An 18,378-nucleotide genomic window follows, 5' to 3' on the forward strand; every position below is an offset into this window, starting at 1 on the left:
TTTGTAGAATAAACAATTTGGATACTGATGAAAAAACTGATAGCCATACCATTACTTTGTTTAATGTCCTGCTTTACTTTCGGGCAAAAGGTACTGGTATTTTATGATGTATCTGATAAAACAGAATTAAACGAATTACTCGAAACAGCCTCCACAAAAAAAATAGGTATAGACACTACTTCCAATCCGGCCCGATTCAATGAAAATACCCTTAAAAACTATAATGCCATTGTCTTTCTGAATACCTCAGCCAACCGTTTGAGCTTCAGACAGGCAGCCGAACTGCAAAGATTTATTCAGGCCGGAGGCGGCTTTGTAGGAAATGGGAAAGCTGCTGACGCTTCTTATAAATGGTTGTGGTATGAAAATATTTTAGGCGGGAGCTTAGCCAAAACCCAATTAGAAAATCCTGTTCAGTTAAGTCTTATAACAAATGCAAGCATAGGTAAAACGGCACTTCCGCCACTCTGGAAAATGAGCGATAAACCTTTGGTTTTTAATAGCCTGCCAATTCGTTGCAAGCCTGTATTATTAGATGTTACGGGCAAAACCTGGGCATGGTATTATACCACAGACGAAGGAGGGAAATTATTTTATACCGCTCTCGGTTGTGAGCCTTCTGCCTACAAAAACCCTGATTTTATTAATCATCTCTGGTCAGGTATAGAAGAGGTATCGGCAAAGACACTACCAGACTATGTGAGAATTGCTGGCACAACCCTGCCTGACGAAAAGAATTTCTTAAAGATTATACTGGCAGACAATCTACAGAAACCCGTTGCATTGGCAACTATGCGAAACGAGAATGTATTGGTAGTAGAAGAAGAGGGAAATGTAAAAATGTATGAAGTGCAAAAGAGAAAAACCCGGCTGATCGGAAAAATAGAAGTACCCGGACTACAGGCCATCAGGCTTGATCCCGAGTTTTATCAGAATGGCTACATCTATACTTTTGCTGAAACAGCACCCGAAGGCTATAAAATAGGCAGGATGCAACTGGTAGGAGATACCACCATTGCAATGACAGATTTTACAAGTCAGTCGACCAACCCATTAGCAAAAAATGCCATATATGATTTTGAGCGTTATACCAGAAGCCCGTATCGATTACCAAAGTACTTCGATAAAAAAACTTTCAGATATGATAATGAGCAAGGGATGATATTGGAAACCCTTGATGAAGATGGAAATGTGAAAAATATTGAGCCATTTCTGACAGATATGAGGTTTGATTTTATCAGGGATTTAGCTTTTGGGCCGGATGGTAACCTGTATTTCTTGGAAGATAATCAGCTGAAAAAAGTAGATTACGCAGAAGGAAACCGTAAGCCTATTGCCATTGCATCAGCTGATGTACTGACCGGGAATGCCCCTTTGAAAGTGAAGTTTTCTTCAGAAGGCTCGGTTGATTTTGATAAAAATGATAAAATCAGTTTTGAATGGAATTTTGACGGGGTGAATCAGTCAACAGAAGCCAATCCTGAATTTACTTTTTCTAAATCCGGAACTTATCAGGTGAAACTGAAAGTAAGTGATACCAACGGAGAAACAACAGAAACCGGATTGGAAATTCAGGTTATAAAACCGCCTGTAAAGGGCAGAAAAAGATAATCACCCTCCCCAGCAGAAGAAAGGGTGATTGGTTCACGGCTATTTAGTTGGAATCTCAATAATAAAAGTTGTATTGGGCATTGCACCTTCGGTACGGCAATTCAGTTTTTCACCTACATTTTTCACCAGCAAGTGAATCTTCATGCTTGCATAATCACTTTGTCGTTGTATCAGCTCCTCAATCTGTTTGAATACAAATAAAGGTTTAACCTGTATGGTTTCTGTATTAAGATTGGTTTCTATTTCCTGAAAAAACTCCATTCGCTCTCCTAAACGTTTCTTCTCTAATTCAAGAAATAGAATAACAGTTTCTATTTCCTGTGCAAGAGAGATATTCTTTTGTTTGGAATTAGTAGAGATAGACCTCAGTAAATTACTGAATTCTGTCAGGTACTGGGCTGCTTCCATCGGGCTATGCAATAATACATACTGCTTGATCGAATTAAGATTGCTGTATAAAAACTGCGGATTCCCCATAACATTCTCTAATTCCCGTATCTTGGCTACAATGTGCGACTCTCTTTTTTGTTTCAGATAATTTGTCAGACTCCACAAGAAACTAACCAGCAACAACAACCCCATTGCTACATACAAAAACACATTCATGAGCACTAACAAAAGAGTGGGATAAAAAAAAATCATAGCGATGGTTGTTTCGGCTTTACACAAAACTATTCAAATGGCCATACGGTGTAAAGGGACATTTAGTATTTGGGGGATTTCATCCTGTATCTGGTAGTTTTTGGCAGGTATTTGGGGGAGGCGTGAGATTTTAAAAAAATAGCTATCAGTCAGCTAAACTGGATTGATAGCTAAAAGCTTAAAATAGATATTGTTACTCAAAACCGATGAAAACTATAATAAGCTCCAAAATTAACTCTGGCTTCAGTATCTCTGTAATATTGCTGATAGGCTGCTTCCATACCTAATTTAAAGTGTTTTGAAATACTATATCGGTATTCGAGCCCTCCACTAAAACCCATCGAAAGACTTCTTCGGAAGTATGGAGGGTCTGGGATATACTCTAATCCGACAGGTGGATTTTTCATAGGATTAATCCTGAATCCTCCATATCTGAACTGAGTGGCTCTAACCGACCCTACAGATGCATTGATACCCCAGAAATGTGATTCACGTTTAAAAATGCCAACCAGAAACCCCACATTAAGCTTTTGCGAACTACTTTGCAGAAAAGATATGGTATAGGGATTATTGGCTACACCAAAATCTTGAGCACTACTTTGCTTTTGTGCACTGGCAAAACTTAATTGCGACTGAAACGCTATCCGATTAGTTAATTGCCGTTCATATTTCGGTGTGAAATGATAGCCTTTTATATCTCCTGTACCGAATAAAGTAAAACCTCCTGATAGACCAATGGTGTTTTTTAGTTCAGTCTGGCTATAAGAATTTAAGCTGAGAAGTATCAGCAGCAAAAGAGAGAAAGTTATTTTCATAGAAGTGTTTTTTTTGATTAGTCATAAGCAATTCCGTTCGGTACTGGTAGAGACATAACAGTTTGCTGCGCGAACCATTACGTCTCTGCATAAGACAAATCACTCCGTCAAAATCTCCAGATTCTTGATTTTAGTCGGAAACCACACCCGCATTTCTCCCTGCCCACGATTCGAGCGGGCATAGTAGGGAATAAGTACCAAAGGTTGAGTAGTGGTATTAACCGAAAAATCATCTAAAATATTAATAGCATTGGCAGTACCTTTCAGAGTCATTACCCCATTCAGTAAATCAGGTTGGAAACTGGTCTGAAACTGCTGCTTTTCGGGTACTATCAGGTTTGAGGTACGGTCGTTGTTATCCGCAAATTCGGCGCAGTACACAATCGGGCCGTATTCAATAGCAATTTTGCCTATATCGTCTCTTACTTTGGCGTTGGCAATGGTCTGGCGAACCTCCATCGGTAAATCTAATTCTATTACATCGCCTTTTTTCCATAGGCGGTCAATGGCTACGTAGCCATTATCTAATTTCATTTCTAAAGGCTGACCGTTTACTTTTACTGAAACCTCTTTTACCAATAAGCCTTTATAAGCATATAAATCCGTTGGGAATGCCTGATTCTTTGCCCAACCTGGAATACGCACATACATCGCATATTGCAAGCCTTTTTTGTTCTGTGGCTCAACATTGATTTTGATATTGCCCTCCCACGGATAATTAGTCGCTTGGGTAATCGTTACATTTTCTTTAGGAGCAACTTCAAGAGTAGTGGTATTACTTATAAAGAGATTGACATAAACCCGATTGTCGTTTTGCGCATAAATATAGCCAGGTATAGAAGGCATAAAACGACAGATATTTGTAGGGCAACACGAACAGGTAAACCAGGGTGAGCGTTTATTCTCTCCAGTCAGTTTGCCATTTTTAACAGTATATTCCATTGGGTTTTCATAGTTGAAACTCTTGCCATCAAGGCCAATTCCGCTAATCAAACCATTATAAAGCGTGCGTTCTAAAATATCAATGTATTTAGAGTCTCCATACATCATAAACATACGGTGGTTCCAGTAAACACTGGCAATAGCGGCACAGGTTTCACAATAGGCACTATGATTTGATAGTTCATAGTCTGGCCCGAAGCCTTCCCAGTTACCTGCTTGTCCAAGCCCGCCTGTTATATAGGTTTTCTTTGTAAAGGCATTATCCCATATTTTGGTAATGGCATTCAGGTACGCTAAATTATTGGTGAGAGAAGCCACATCAGCCATTCCGGCATACAGGTATCCCGCCCTTACAGAGTGCCCTACGGCTTCGGTTTGTTGTACAACCGGAATATTATCTTGCCAGTAAGCACCTGTTTGCCATACTGTCGCTTCTTTATCGCCTGTTTTCTTTTCATAGGTACGTTTCCCACGGCAATCAATAAAGAATTTCGATAAATCAAGATATTCTTTCTTTCCTGTGATTCTGTACAACTTCACAAGACCGATTTCTATCACCTGATGCCCCGGAGCAACAGCCTTTTTGCCCGGTCCGAAAACTGTCAGCAAGTGGTCAGCATTTTTGAGCGCAATATTGAGCATATTCTTTTTACCTGTGGCCAAATAGTGGGCTGATGCCGCCTCGTAGAAATGCCCCATATTATATAATTCATGGCTTAGCTCATGTTCCTTTTCGTAGCGTTCTTTGCCAATCCAGGGGTGGCCTGTATCACCCATAGTGCGCGTAGTGTATAAATAGCCATCAGGCTCTTGCGCCTTACCAATGAGCGTAATCAATGAATCAAGATAGCTATCTAATTTAGCATCGTATTTTACATGAAGCGAATAAGCCGCACCTTCAATAATTTTATAAACATCAGAATCATCAAAAGGATAAGTCGTACATAACTTACCTGTATGTGCAACAGCCTGTTCAAAGTTTTTAATTCGTCCTGTCTCTTTTGATTTCTGAAACGACCACGGAATAGTAACTGTTCGGTTGATTTCGAGTTTAGGCAACCAGAAATTATCATTTAGTTTTACTTTCGTAAATGGCACACCACTATAAGGATAATCTTTCTGAAACTGCGCAATCGACAGAATAAAGGTAAAACTAAGGATGATGGTAATTAGGGTGCTTTTCATAAAAAATACTGATAGTTTAGGATAGTTGAATTAGGTTTTAATTAAGGTCTGTACTATTTAGTCTTACTATTTCTTTTGTTTTGATAGCATTGTCTAAAGTTATCCAGCCACGAAAATCATTTCCGACCTTAAACTCTGCATAACAAACTTTATTAAGCCCTTCTGTTAGAATATAGGTTTCGTTGATAAGCACCAGTCTATTCGACCATTCAACACTCAATCTGAATTTTTCCAATTCACGTATTCCCTCAAAAACTCCAAAACGTCTGTGTATGAAAGAGAATTTTTGATTCGCAGTTGAGGGCTGCCCGATAGTGATCGTATCACCCCTCGAAAAATTCACTCCTGAAACTGTACAGGCCGGAATTTTCATTTTCTCAGATTCTTTTTCAGAGTTTTGTTGCGAACTCTGTCCCGAAGCAGTTGAAATCGCAAACACCGATAATAAGATTAACAATTTTGTTTTCATAGTTGTAGGAGATAGCTTTATTTTTTGAGGTTTTTATTTAAACCCGTTCACAAGTGACCTCGCCGGGAATTGAACCCCCGTTTAGTCACCCTTAAAATATAACCTGCAAATGAACCAGATGTTCAGCCACTAAAGATAACCAAATATCAGCAATAAAAGCCGGAATATCTGCTAAAAGAACAATTACACTGAGCCTTGTTTGGCAAGATGCCGTTTTTTCTGAATATTTGTAGCTACAACATTCAACCTTTGATCCAATGAAAATAAAACTTTTACTCTTCGCCTTTGTACTGTTTTTATGCGGCTGGAAAGGCAAAAACCCACCTGCGGCAAAACCAAAAAATATCATTTTTATTTTGTCTGACGACCATCGTTATGATTTCATGGGCTTTATGAATAAAGTACCGGGTCTGCAAACGCCTAATATGGATAGGATTGCCCATGAAGGAGCACATATTCAGAACGCCTTTGTGAGCACATCGCTTTGTTCACCGAGTAGAGCCAGTATTCTCACTGGGCAGTATGCACATACACACACAATAGTCGACAATCAGGCTCCTTTGCCAAAGGGGTTAAAATTCTTTCCGCAATACTTGCAAAAAGCCGGGTATAGTACTGCTTTTCTGGGTAAATGGCACATGGGAAATACCGATGATGCCCCTCAGCCGGGTTTCAATTATTGGTTAAGTTTCAAAGGGCAAGGAGTATATTATAACCCTACTTTCAATATTAATGGCAAGCAGGTCGCTCATAAAGACAGCAGTTATATATCAGATTTGTTGACTGATTATGCCGAACAATGGCTTAACTCTTTAGATAAAAACAAGCCTTTTTGCATGTATCTGTCACATAAAGGCGTTCATGCTGAATTTAAACCTGCCAAACGGCACAAAGGCACTTTTAAAGATGCCTTGGTTTATCCTGAATCAATGTATCTGACAAAGTCTGATACCAGTAAGATTTTTGGTGCAATGCCTGCACACAACCCCACCCAACCACCCATGAACCCGAATATGAAAGATATGCCTCAATGGGTAAAAAACCAGCGATACAGCTGGCATGGGGTTGATTATCTGTATCATGGACAAATCCAGTTCAATGATTTCTATCGGCAGTATGCCGAAACCCTCAGAGGAGTGGATGATAGCATTGGCAGAATTTTAAAGTGGCTGGAAGATAATGGACAAGCCGAAAATACTTTAGTGATTTATATGGGTGATAATGGCTTCAGTTTTGGCGAACATGGTCTGATAGACAAACGCCATGCCTACGAAGAATCTATGCGGGTACCATTAATTATTCGTTGCCCCGATATTATTAAGGCCAATTCAAAGGTGTCAGAAGTGATTCAGAACATAGATATTGCACCTACCATCCTGAATTACGCAGGCATACCTACACCCGTACAGATGCAGGGGAAATCGTTCCTGCCGATTCTGAAAGGACAGAAAATAGACTGGAAAGACAAAGCCTTTTATGAGTATTACTGGGAGTATGATTTCCCGCAGACACCGACCATGTTTGCTGTCAGAACCGACCGCTACAAATATATTTTTAATCATGGAGTCTGGGATGCTAACGAATTATATGATTTGAAAAACGACCCGTTAGAAGTGAATAACCTTATCAGAAGCCCTGAACACCAGACGATAGCTAAAAATTTAAGAGAAGAGGTTTGGAGTTGGTTAGAAGATACCAAAGGTATGCAGATCCCGTTGAAACGTATTTCTAACAAAAGAGGAGACCATATATATAGAGGAACTTATTGATTTTATGTGTTTGTTAAAGACATAATTAAATTATTTAACCTTGGATTAGGGTATAACGTACATTCAGATTCTCTGCAAGACTACTGTATGTACCATAATAAAAGGGGGTGTCTAAAAAGTCCAGAGTCGCAAAATATTATTTGGCTAATCTCAACCCGCGCGGCGTCCGCCCACACCCTAAATCCCTCTCCCCAACTGTGGGGAGAGGGACTTTTTAGCCCTTCCCCATTGTTGGGGAAGGGTTGGGATGGGGTCTTTTCCAAATATTATTTGGCGTAAAAACCTTTTTAGACACTCCCTTCATTGTCTGGCAATAATTACCAGATATAAGTAGCAACAGAACCACCATTAAGCGATTGGCTCAATGTTTTACCTTTACTCGATATAGTAAATACTTGAGGCTTGTTAGATTCGTTTAGCACAATCAGTACAGTTTTTCCGGCTGGTGTTTTAAAAGCCACATTCGCCAGACTTAGCGTAGTGTTTGAAGAAATACGAACCGAACCCGGACGAGCAAATTTAGATGCGTGAGCTACAATATAATAAGCCGGATTCCTGATAATAGAGTTACCAATAGTTATCGCTCCCAGACATTCGGTACAACCACCATCAGTATGCGGGTTTTGTTTAGGGTCGGCAGCTAAATTCCATTCCAATACGTTCTTAGACCAGTTTCGTGGCGCGCCAATAATCAGGTTTTTTACATGCCATTTCAAATCTCCGGCAAAATTGCCCGGTGCACCAATCCATTGTTCGGTAAAATAGAGGTTTTTATCAGGGTGTGCCTCATGAACTTCCGTTAGGGCTTCAATACTACCCCCGTACAAATGAAAGGCCGAACCATCTATATATTTACGTGCTTCCGCATCATTCAATACACGGATAGGATAATCCGGGCGGTCTGCATTGTGGTCATATAAAATAATTTTGGTTTTGATGGCTGCCGCTTTGAAAGCCGGGCCGAGGTTTGTTTTGATAAATGCGGCTTGCTCACTTGGTAGCATCAACAGGCTTGGATTATTGCCTGGGTGCAAAGGCTCATTCTGAATCGTAATAGCATCAATACGAATCCCCTCTTTTTGCATATCCTGAATATACCTGACCAGATATTTAGCATAAGCCTGATAAAATTCCGGTTTCAGACTACCACCTTTAGAATTACCATTGGTTTTCATCCAGACCGGGGGTGTCCAGGGTGAGCCTAAGATTTTGATTGCCGGATTAATTTTCAGAATTTGTTTCAATACAGGTATCAGGTCTTTTTGTTCTTCTATCAGGCTGAATTTCTGCATATTCGGGTCAGTTTCACCATTGGCAAGGTCATTATAAGTGAATACATGGTCGCTCAGATCCGAGGCACCGATACTCACTCTTAAATAACTGACACCGATATTGTTCTGGTCAGTAGCAAATAATTCTTTTAATAGCTCCGCTTTTTCAGCAGCCTTTAGCTGATTAATCAATGTGGCACTACCACCTGTAAGCGTAAAGCCAAAGCCATCCATAGTCTGAAAACGTTTGGTATCATCCACAAAGATAGTGGGGCCGTCAGTCTTTTCATTGCCGAAACGCAACGACTCATTTTGCTTTTGTAATAAAGCCGATTTATCGGCATTGGTAAGCCATAGTTCTGCCTGTTGCGCTTTTACAAGTGTAGCCACAAAGCAGAGCAGAAAGGTTAAAGTTTTTTTCATAGATTGAGGTTTTGTATTGGGTTGGCAAGATAATGTATATTTTAATTTTGAGAAAGGCATTTATTCCTACTCATTTCTAATGATGAAAATAATGGAAATCAGCAAAACGAATAAAATTGCCCCAGTCGTAGGCAGTCATGTTATGAATACCTTCTCTGTTATGATAACCTGAAATTGAGCGGATAATGGGTGTATTTGCAGGCGGAGGGTCAGGGCTTAGTCCTGATTTTTTTCCATACAAAGTATAGACCTTTTGCGCTTCACTAATGGATAGATACGACCCCACTGGGTCAGCCCATAAATCTTCTGTGGCGGAAGTAGTGTAGACAGGTCTTGGAGCAATTAACGAAATCAGCATATGCTGGTCTACAGGTAAGGCATTAACATTGTCATTGAATTGCTTATAGTTGTTGTTGAACCAGTGAGGGAAAGTAGTATTGATAGCCTTGATTGTTTCGGCAGGTTTATATTGTCTTCTTGCTAAAGCAGCCCCTGTATTACCCGAACAATTGGAAAACACCATAGCAAAACGCTGATCCTGCGCACCTGCCCATAAAGCAGCCTTTCCGCCACGAGAATGACCAACTATACTTACCTTACCGAAATCTATTGCTGCATCAGTTTTAAAATAATCCATCACCCGACTGGCAGCCCATGCCCAGGCACCAATAGCTTTCATCCCGTTATCAACTGTTAATTGTTCAGGATATAGCTGCAAAACACCATTCTGATAAGTTTCTTTATTGTCTGGAGCAGCATCGCTTACATGAAAAGCAGCAATGGCATAACCCCCCTCTATGACCATTTCAGCAGGCCAGAACTCGCTCTTTACCTTTCTGGTAGGGTCTGTATTCTCTTTCCCCCGATTATTAATCAATAAAAATACAGGGGAGCTTTTTTTAGAGGCATTAGGCGTAAATAGTATCAGATGAATCGTAACGGATTTATCGGCTCTTTCTACCATAATATCCACTTCTTTCAGGTGAGCCTTCCCGTCCATAGCATTAGCTGCCTCATTCACCACTTTATAGCTGATATGGTCATAGCTTTTCGGCATTTGCCCGTAAATATTGTTTTCAAACAAGGTCAATAGTTCAGGTCTTCTTTTTTTCTCCCAATCCGATATTTTGTTTACCGTTTTTCCATCAAGTGTTTTTAAAACCTCTGGCAGCGTATAGGGTGATATTTTCGCATCTTCATTTTGTCCATAGCCTTTTATCATTAAAAAAAGCATAACCAGGCAAAACTTAAGTTTCTTCATCATAGGTGGTCTCTTGAAATGTGTTTATACAAATCTATATAAACCAAAAGCAAGAACAAAATGGGTAAATGATTCTCAACTAAGATTGTACTTAAGAAGTACAAAACAAAGCCATCTTTAACTGAATAGATCGGTTGAGAAAAGGCATTTTATAGGAAAGAATCACTATTTCTTTTTTAATATTTATTTCCTATTTTTGACAAACTTAATTCAGCCTATAAGAGCATATTGAAATTTTGTTTTTCTGACCGAAAAGGACAGATTTTTTTGATAGACGAGCGGTCCGCCGCTGCGGGCGCATTTTGCAGATGTAGCCAGCAGCTACATCTGCAAAATGCAACAAAGTATAGCAAAAAAAGATGCCTTTGTAGGTTGAACAATAATTTTTAAACATGCACTAACCATCTGTTCAAATGCCAAAGTTTCTTATAATCATACTTTGTGTGCTAAGCTTGTCTGTTTTTGCTCAGAAAAAACAACCAGCCTCTGTTATTTTCGATACCGATATTGCCCCCGACTATGACGATGTAGGCGCAATGGCATTACTCCACGCTTTTGCTGATGCCGGAGAAGCAAAAATTCTGGCAACTATCTCATGCAACGCATTTGAAACAACAGTGCCTACCATCAGTTTGTTAAACGATTACTTCGGTCGCCCGAATATCCCCATTGGCATTACCAAAAGAGAAAAGCCTGATATGAGTTGCTCACAGAAATGGGCAGAGTATATCATAGACAAATATCCGCATAAAGTAATGTCAAATGCTGAGGCTATGGAAGCAACCAAGCTATACAGAAAGATTTTAGCCAAACAGCCAGACCTGTCGGTAACTATCATCACAGTAGGATTCTTTACCAATTTAGCCGATTTATTAGCCTCGCAACCTGATGAATTTTCAAAACTTTCAGGTAAAGACCTCATAAAGAAGAAAGTGAAACTTCTGGTATCTATGGCAGCAGGGTTGAACAAAGAAAATAAAGGACATGAGTTTAACGTGCATATCGATACCAAGGCCTCTCAAAAGGTTTTTACGGAATGGAATACCCCAATGATCTTGAGTGGTTTCGAGATAGGGGAGAAAGTAAGAACAGGTATTCGGCTGATTAATAATGAAAATATTCAAAACAGCCCCGTGAAAGATGCCTTTCAGGTAGCATTGACTAAAGATAAAAATACGATTGGGCGTAATAGTTGGGATCAAACAGCTGTATTGGTAGCAGTAAGAGGAATAGACCCTTATTTCTCAACAAGAAACCTGAGTTTTGAAATAAAAGATGATGGTACGAATGTATTGGTTCCGGGAGAGAAAATTACCTATCTGACAGAAAAAATGCCAACAGCAGAGGTGTCCACCATTATTGAAGATTTAATGATGCATCAGCCTGAGAAGAAGTAATACTATTCGCCTTATACCTATAACCTTTACAAAACTATGTTTATTATTGAAACCTATCCGCTTGCAGTTTTCTTCTGCATCATTACTATGCTATGCTGGGGTTCTTGGGCTAATACCCAGAAATTAGCCGCATCTTCGTGGAGATTTGAACTTTTCTACTGGGACTATGTCATTGGTATTGTGCTGTTAGCTACGCTTTTTGCTATTACATTAGGCAGTACAGGTGAGGGAGGACGCAGCTTTATGGCAGATATTAAACAGGCTGATTCCTCAAATATCGGGTCGGCAATTTTAGGTGGAATAGTTTTTAATGCCGCCAATATTCTCTTAGGTGCAGCAATTGCGATTGCAGGTATGGCAGTGGCTTTTCCGGTGGGTATTGGTTTGGCTCTGGTGATTGGTGTAATTGTGAACTATCTCGATAATCCAATCGGAGATTCATCGATGATTTTTTTAGGTGTTGGTTTAGTGGCCGCCGCTATTCTGTTAAATGCTTATGCATATAAGCGCATGGCTTCAAATACCGGAAGTATTTCTTCAAAAGGGCTCATTCTGTCGGTAGTGGCAGGAGTACTGATGGGCTACTTTTATAAATATGTAGCACAAGCCATGTTTCCGAACTTTTTAGTGCCTGAAGCAGGGAAACTAAGCCCTTATACAGCCGTGTTCTTTTTCTCTATTGGCATCTTTTTAAGCAATTTCTTGTTTAATACATTCCTGATGTTCCGTCCGTTTGTAGGTACACCTGTAGGCTATAGCAGTTATTTCAGCGGGAGTCTTAAAAACCATCTGACCGGAATTTTAGGAGGAGCTATCTGGTGTGTGGGCATGGCATTCAGTATTATTGCTTCAGATAAAGCCGGAACTGCTATTTCGTACGGTCTGGGGCAGGGTGCAACGGTTGTAGCCGCCATCTGGGGAATTTTTATCTGGAAAGAGTTCAGAAATGCACCAAAAGGCACATCAATGATTTTAAACGCTATGCTATTGCTCTATATCATAGGGCTTGGGTTAATTATAGCGGCAAGATAAATACCTTTATATCCACAAAACTATAAAATAGTATGTCGAAAATCGTAGTCATAGGTAGTTCAAACACCGATATGGTGGTGAAGACCAGTCGTTTCCCAAATCCCGGCGAAACCATCTTAGGTGGTACATTTTTCATGTTTGCCGGTGGCAAAGGGGCAAATCAGGCTGTAGCAGCCGCCCGTATGGGTGGAGATGTATTGCTGATTAGTAAAGTTGGTAGCGATATTTTCGGCAAGCAAGCCATTGAAGGATTTCAGAAAGAGAAAATTAATACAGCATATATCTGTACAGACCATGAAAAAGCCTCGGGCACAGCACTGATTATCGTGAACCAAGCCGGCGAAAACAAGATAGTGGTAGCTCCCGGCTCAAACGATACGCTATCACAGAATGATATTCTGAAAGCAGCTAAAGAAATAGAAGAAGCCGAAGTGCTGTTGATGCAACTGGAGATTCCGATTGACAGTGTGGTTTTTGCAGCGGCGCTTGGATTGCAGACAGAAAGTAAAGTGATTCTGAATCCTGCCCCGGCACAGGAGCTTCCGGCAGAAATTTACTCAAACCTGTATCTGATTACACCTAACGAAACCGAAGCCACCTTATTGACAGGGATAGACGTAAAAGACGATGAATCAGTTAAGAAAGCGGCACAGGTTTTATTAGACAAAGGCGTAAGAAATGTAATTATCACTCTGGGAGCCAGAGGAGCCTATTTTCAGAACGAATACCAGTCGTTTTTTATTGATGCCCCAGCGGTAGAAGCAATAGACACTACCGCCGCCGGAGATATTTTTAATGGTACGCTGGCAGTAGCATTGGCGCATAAAACAGACTGGAAATCGGCCATTGAACTGGCTTGTAAAGCGGCTTCTATTTCAGTAACCCGGATGGGGGCACAAGCCTCAGCTCCATTTTTAAGCGAAATTTCATCGTCATCTAACTTCTATTTCTAATAATTGGTTTTATTTTTGTTGCTTTCAATAGAAATTATAAGGATACTGATGATGAGAAAATACTTATTACTACTACTCTTACCCATTGCTACGGTGGTTAAGGCACAAACAATTTTAGAAGACCAGTTTCAGTTTAATTTTCTGGCACTGAACCCCGCCCTGACAGGTACGCGTGAGACTTTCAGCTTGAATGGGATGTTTGGTAACCAGTTTAATGGCACATTACGCCCGCAACAAATCTATCAGTTATTCTCAATGGATGGCCCTATTCAGGAGGGTAGAGGTGGTCTTGGATTGCAGGCCTATAATAGTAATATTGCCGGATTCAATAATGCCGGAGCCAAAATTTCTTATGCTTACCGTCAGAAATTCGGTGATGTTTTTAGTGTAGCCCTTGGTGCAGATGCCGGATTCATCTATCAGCCTACTATCGTAACAGGCCAGGGCATAAAACAGATGTTCCCCTATGCCGGATTAGGCGGTTTGTTCTCAACCGAACAGTTTTTTGTGAGTGTTTCAAAACCTGTTCTGTTTATTAGTGAAGGATTATTCAATAGTAAAAAGCCACTTTATACAATGATTGGCTTTTCGTTGGGTGAAACGGAAAATATCATGTTCAATGTGAGTGGTTTGTTAGAATCAAATAAAGATACAAAGGCTAATTTCTTTTTAACAGCTAAAGCCTGGTTTAAACAAAAGGCAGGTTTTGGTATTTTGTATCGTTCAGAATCCCAGTTCGGACAAAAAGTAAATAAAGTTGTTCCGATGGTAGAATTTCAGTTAGGAGATAGTTTTCGGGTTGGCGGCTCCTATGATTTCAAGCCATTGGCTTATCCAACCTCATCGTCGGCACCTTCTTTTCAACAGAGAGGGATATTCCAGCTTTACCTGCGATACGAATTTTTACGTGACGATAGCAGTAATAGCCGTATGAAATATTATTAAATCCGAATCCCTCTTTCCAGAGGGATTTTTTGTTTGTTCAGGGGTCTGATGTCCAATGTCTGAATTTATTCCACAGCAGTTTGATTTTACCAGAAACCTGCCCCAATACTTTGAAAACCAGACTTAAAGACAGAAATTTAGAGAACGCCCATTCCTGAAGTAGACTAAGCAAATTTATGAACAAAGAGAAAACGAAGTTAAACAGAGGTAGCCATATTTAAATATCAACAGGCTGTAGTTATCAGCGGTTTATTTCAGAGTCTGCTCAGGTACAGTTACTAAAAAAAGCCCGGAAAAGGTTACCAATATGGTGGGAACCTTTTTGAATAAGGAATCAAATATTCAGGCGAAAAATGAATTTTGGTGAAGCAAACAGCAGGTGGTTCATACCTCAGAACTTGAAAAATACCCCGAAGATATACTATATAGGAAGAAAATCAGTAATTTTTAAAAGCAGAGCCTCGTAGGAGAGCAATATTAAAGTATTTAACCCAATGAGCTAAATTTATTTCTTTTCACTGCAAATCACAGATTTTTTCTCATATAGTATCTAAGGAAAATCAAAAGTTTGAACAAATTCCATATAAAAATCATAAACAGAAAAAGATTTTCCGGTTAAACCCCAACTTTCTGTTTTCTTTCAGTCAATTGATAATCATTTTAGTGAAAAAATTGTTATTTTATTAAATACCTTACTGTAACTTTGCAACGTTTTCGCAAATGGGGGTTTGCCAAGGCAGAATACTTGTTGATTTTTTTTAAAATAGAGCAGGTTATCAAGGTTTTACGACAAAATAGTATCGTTTCCCGAAACGAACATCAATAATTTTTAAATTTTCAATGGATCAATTCTCGTACATCGCCAATGCAGACGTTGCCGCATTGGACGCCATTTACCAACAATACAAACAAGACCCGACGTCAGTTGATGAAAGCTGGCAGAATTTCTTCAGAGGTTTTGAGTTTAGCCAGACTTATAACAACGGACATACAAACGGATCTAACGGAGCAGTAAATAATGTAGTAGCAACACCTGCCCCATCTGCTAAAATTCCTGCAAGTGCCGAACATACCCGTAAAGAAATGGAAGTGGTTCATTTAATAAGAGGGTATCGCTCACGCGGACACTTACTTTCAAAAATAAACCCGATTGGCCCAAGAAAAGACCGCAAGCCAATGCTTGAGCTGAGCGATTTTAACTTGTCAGATGCAGATCTGGATACAGTTTTTGAGGCAGGCGTAGAACTTTTCGGAGAAGCAGCCACACTTCGCAAAATAGTAGAGGCATTGACAAAGGTTTATTTAGGCAAAATAGGTTTTGAATATTTGTTTATCAGAGACCGTCAGGCAAAGAGTTGGTTAAGAAAGAAAATCGAACAGGAGTATCTGTATTTTGATCCTACGCGTGAACAAAAATTGCGCATTTTTGAGAAACTAAATGAGGCAGTTAATTTTGAGAATTTCCTGCATACAAAGTTTTTAGGCAAAAAACGCTTTTCATTAGAAGGGGGCGAGTCAACCATTCCGGCTTTAGATATAGCCATTAATCGTGGTGCTGAATTAGGCGTTGAAGAGGTGGTAATCGGTATGGCGCATCGTGGTCGTCTTAATATCCTGACTAACATTCTTCAAAAGCCATACGAGCAGGTTTTTAATGAATTTGAAGAAAATGTACAGTTAGATGCCTACACCGATGGAGATGTGAAATACCACATGGGGTATTCGAGCCAGGTAGAAACTCCCGAAGGTAAAAGAGTAAGCCTGAAACTGATGGCAAACCCATCTCACCTCGAAGCCGTTAATCCGGTGGTTGTAGGATATGCACGTGCCAGAGCCGATGCACACTATGAGAAAGCCGCAGTAAAACCTAACGACCGGGACGATATTTATGACAAAATCCTGCCAATAGTTATTCATGGCGATGCCGCTATAGCAGGGCAGGGCATTGTATATGAAGTAACACAAATGTCAAACCTGCCGGGCTATTATACCGGGGGTACACTGCATTTTGTGATTAACAATCAGGTAGGTTTTACTACCGATTTTGAAGATGCACGTTCGTCTATTTATTGTACTGATATTGCTAAAATTATAGATGCACCTATCTTCCACGTCAATGGTGATGACCCCGAGGCAGTGGTTTATGCCATGAAAATAGCAACCGAATTCCGCCAGGAATTTAACCGGGATGTATTCGTGAACATGATTTGTTACCGTAAATATGGGCATAATGAGTCAGACGAGCCACGTATGACCCAACCAACCATGTATAAGGTGATTGATACACACCCGAATACGCGTGAGATATATTTGCAGGAATTGATGGAACGTGGTGACGCAGATGCGAAATTCTCAGAAGAACTCAAAAAAGAATTTGAAGGCGAACTACAGGATTTACTGGCAAAAGTAAAACAAAAACAATTGCCTTATCAGAAACCGAAACTGGAGGAAGAATGGGAAAAACTGCGCCGATCGGTCCCTGAAGATTTTGAGCAGTCGCCTGTAACAGGCATTCCGGTAGCTACTATTGAGAAGATAGGCAAAGCGCTTTCAACAGTACCGAAAGGCTTCAGACCTTTGAAACAGATTGAAAAGGTGTTAGAAGAAAGACGTGCCATTTTTGCACAGGAGAAGCCCTTCAACTGGTCTGTGGGAGAGTTATTGGCTTATGGTGGCGTTTTAGATGAAGGCAAAGTGGTTCGTATTACCGGGCAGGACGTTCAACGGGGTACTTTTACTCACCGTCATGCTGTTCTGCACGACGCTGATACCAATCACTTATATACCAATTTAGCACACATTGACGAAAACCAGGGTAAATTTGAGATTTATAACTCACTGTTGGCCGAATATGGAGTAATGGGCTTTGAGTATGGCTATTCAATGGCCAACCCTAATGCCTTGGTAATATGGGAAGCACAATTCGGCGACTTCTCGAATGGCGCACAAATCATGATTGACCAGTTCATTGCTGCGTCAGAATCTAAGTGGAATAACATGAATGCACTGGTATTATTATTGCCACATGGCTATGAAGGTCAGGGGCCTGAGCACTCAAATGCTCGTCCGGAGCGTTTCTTGCAGTTGGCCGCAGAATATAATATGTATGTTTGTGTGTGTACAACACCCGCCAATATCTTCCATATGTTGCGTCGCCAGTTGGCCTTGCCATTCCGTAAGCCATGTATTCATATGTCGCCAAAATCAATGTTAAGGCATCCATTAGCAGTATCTAAACTTGAAGATTTTACAGAAGGAACACGTTTTCAGGAAACCATTGGCGATGATTACGCCGACCCTAAAAAAGTGAAACGAGTATTGTTATGTAGCGGAAAAGTATATTACGATTTGTTAGACAAGCAACAAAAAGACAAGCGTACCGACATCGCAATTATCCGGGTAGAACAATTACACCCATTCCCTGCCAAACAAATAGAAGCACATCTGGCCAAATATAAAAAACCGGAGGTGAAATGGGTTCAGGAAGAACCTGAAAACATGGGGTATCGTGCGTTTGTGTGGAGGGAATTTCCTCAAATCGGTTTAGCAAACGTAATTGCACGTAAATCAAGTGCCTCTCCCGCAACTGGTTACACCAAAATTCACGCAAAAGAGCAGGCAGATATTGTAGACAGAGCTTTTGATAATTAAGAAACCAACAGA

The 18,378-nt window shown here is 40.2% G+C and carries 13 protein-coding genes; 7 read left to right on the forward strand and 6 right to left on the reverse strand.

Features of this window, described 5'->3' with window-relative positions; all coding sequences use genetic code 11:
- Nucleotides 1-27: 27 nt before the first annotated feature.
- Nucleotides 28-1,611 (forward strand): ThuA domain-containing protein, encoded by a 1,584-nt coding sequence (locus tag H1R81_RS00085; RefSeq protein ID WP_181838629.1) that lies wholly within the window; start codon nt 28-30, stop codon nt 1,609-1,611.
- A 39-nt stretch (nt 1,612-1,650) separates the two neighbouring features.
- Here the strand turns inward: H1R81_RS00085 and H1R81_RS00090 are convergent, their stop codons facing one another.
- The 4 genes from H1R81_RS00090 to H1R81_RS00105 form a co-directional block, all read right to left on the reverse strand.
- Entirely contained in the window at nt 1,651-2,253 is a 603-nt protein-coding gene (locus tag H1R81_RS00090) for a histidine kinase (RefSeq protein ID WP_181838630.1), read from the reverse strand.
- Between the two features lie 197 nt (nt 2,254-2,450).
- Entirely contained in the window at nt 2,451-3,068 is a 618-nt protein-coding gene (locus H1R81_RS00095; RefSeq protein WP_181838631.1) for a hypothetical protein, read from the reverse strand.
- A gap of 99 nt (nt 3,069-3,167) precedes the next feature.
- Nucleotides 3,168-5,195 carry a glycoside hydrolase family 127 protein gene (locus H1R81_RS00100; RefSeq protein WP_181838632.1) on the reverse strand — a complete coding sequence of 676 codons (2,028 nt, stop codon included), beginning with the start codon at nt 5,193-5,195 and terminating at the stop codon, nt 3,168-3,170.
- Between the two features lie 37 nt (nt 5,196-5,232).
- Nucleotides 5,233-5,664 (reverse strand): hypothetical protein, encoded by a 432-nt coding sequence (locus H1R81_RS00105; protein ID WP_181838633.1) that lies wholly within the window; start codon nt 5,662-5,664, stop codon nt 5,233-5,235.
- Between the two features lie 257 nt (nt 5,665-5,921).
- Here H1R81_RS00105 and H1R81_RS00110 point away from each other — a divergent pair, with 257 nt between their 5' ends.
- On the forward strand, nt 5,922-7,433 hold the full coding sequence (locus H1R81_RS00110) for a sulfatase (RefSeq protein ID WP_181838634.1): 1,512 nt from the start codon (nt 5,922-5,924) through the stop codon (nt 7,431-7,433).
- Nucleotides 7,434-7,750: 317 nt separating this feature from the next.
- On the opposite strand, the gene H1R81_RS00115 is transcribed toward H1R81_RS00110, so the two are convergent.
- Complete coding sequence (locus H1R81_RS00115) at nt 7,751-9,127, reverse strand: glycoside hydrolase family 30 beta sandwich domain-containing protein (protein ID WP_181838635.1); 1,377 nt, start codon at nt 9,125-9,127, stop codon at nt 7,751-7,753.
- Nucleotides 9,128-9,203: 76 nt separating this feature from the next.
- Complete coding sequence (locus H1R81_RS00120; protein WP_229251030.1) at nt 9,204-10,391, reverse strand: alpha/beta hydrolase; 1,188 nt, start codon at nt 10,389-10,391, stop codon at nt 9,204-9,206.
- Between the two features lie 410 nt (nt 10,392-10,801).
- On the opposite strand from H1R81_RS00120, the gene H1R81_RS00125 reads away from it, so the two are divergent.
- The 5 genes from H1R81_RS00125 (at nt 10,802) to H1R81_RS00145 (ending at nt 18,366) form a co-directional block, all read left to right on the forward strand.
- Entirely contained in the window at nt 10,802-11,785 is a 984-nt protein-coding gene (locus H1R81_RS00125; RefSeq protein WP_181838636.1) for a nucleoside hydrolase, read from the forward strand.
- Nucleotides 11,786-11,821: 36 nt separating this feature from the next.
- Nucleotides 11,822-12,817, forward strand: coding sequence for a GRP family sugar transporter (locus H1R81_RS00130; RefSeq protein ID WP_181838637.1), 996 nt, complete (start codon nt 11,822-11,824; stop codon nt 12,815-12,817).
- 32 nt (nt 12,818-12,849) lie between these two features.
- Complete coding sequence (rbsK, locus tag H1R81_RS00135) at nt 12,850-13,770, forward strand: ribokinase (protein WP_181838638.1); 921 nt, start codon at nt 12,850-12,852, stop codon at nt 13,768-13,770.
- A gap of 48 nt (nt 13,771-13,818) precedes the next feature.
- On the forward strand, nt 13,819-14,715 hold the full coding sequence (locus H1R81_RS00140) for a PorP/SprF family type IX secretion system membrane protein (RefSeq protein ID WP_181838639.1): 897 nt from the start codon (nt 13,819-13,821) through the stop codon (nt 14,713-14,715).
- Nucleotides 14,716-15,555: 840 nt separating this feature from the next.
- Nucleotides 15,556-18,366 (forward strand): 2-oxoglutarate dehydrogenase E1 component, encoded by a 2,811-nt coding sequence (locus H1R81_RS00145; protein ID WP_181838640.1) that lies wholly within the window; start codon nt 15,556-15,558, stop codon nt 18,364-18,366.
- Nucleotides 18,367-18,378: the final 12 nt, after the last annotated feature.

The organism is Emticicia sp. BO119 (assembly GCF_013912375.1).
GTDB lineage: Bacteria > Bacteroidota > Bacteroidia > Cytophagales > Spirosomataceae > Emticicia.

What these genes read in the sequence shown, in the direction of transcription:
- H1R81_RS00085 (WP_181838629.1), top strand. Translation starts at nt 28, where the DNA reads ATGAAAAAACTGATAGCCATACCATTACTTTGTTTAATGTCCTGCTTT.
- H1R81_RS00090 (WP_181838630.1), bottom strand. Translation starts at nt 2,253, where the DNA reads ATGATTTTTTTTTATCCCACTCTTTTGTTAGTGCTCATGAATGTGTTT.
- H1R81_RS00095 (WP_181838631.1), bottom strand. Translation starts at nt 3,068, where the DNA reads ATGAAAATAACTTTCTCTCTTTTGCTGCTGATACTTCTCAGCTTAAAT.
- H1R81_RS00100 (WP_181838632.1), bottom strand. Translation starts at nt 5,195, where the DNA reads ATGAAAAGCACCCTAATTACCATCATCCTTAGTTTTACCTTTATTCTG.
- H1R81_RS00105 (WP_181838633.1), bottom strand. Translation starts at nt 5,664, where the DNA reads ATGAAAACAAAATTGTTAATCTTATTATCGGTGTTTGCGATTTCAACT.
- H1R81_RS00110 (WP_181838634.1), top strand. Translation starts at nt 5,922, where the DNA reads ATGAAAATAAAACTTTTACTCTTCGCCTTTGTACTGTTTTTATGCGGC.
- H1R81_RS00115 (WP_181838635.1), bottom strand. Translation starts at nt 9,127, where the DNA reads ATGAAAAAAACTTTAACCTTTCTGCTCTGCTTTGTGGCTACACTTGTA.
- H1R81_RS00120 (WP_229251030.1), bottom strand. Translation starts at nt 10,391, where the DNA reads ATGATGAAGAAACTTAAGTTTTGCCTGGTTATGCTTTTTTTAATGATA.
- H1R81_RS00125 (WP_181838636.1), top strand. Translation starts at nt 10,802, where the DNA reads ATGCCAAAGTTTCTTATAATCATACTTTGTGTGCTAAGCTTGTCTGTT.
- H1R81_RS00130 (WP_181838637.1), top strand. Translation starts at nt 11,822, where the DNA reads ATGTTTATTATTGAAACCTATCCGCTTGCAGTTTTCTTCTGCATCATT.
- rbsK (WP_181838638.1), top strand. Translation starts at nt 12,850, where the DNA reads ATGTCGAAAATCGTAGTCATAGGTAGTTCAAACACCGATATGGTGGTG.
- H1R81_RS00140 (WP_181838639.1), top strand. Translation starts at nt 13,819, where the DNA reads ATGATGAGAAAATACTTATTACTACTACTCTTACCCATTGCTACGGTG.
- H1R81_RS00145 (WP_181838640.1), top strand. Translation starts at nt 15,556, where the DNA reads ATGGATCAATTCTCGTACATCGCCAATGCAGACGTTGCCGCATTGGAC.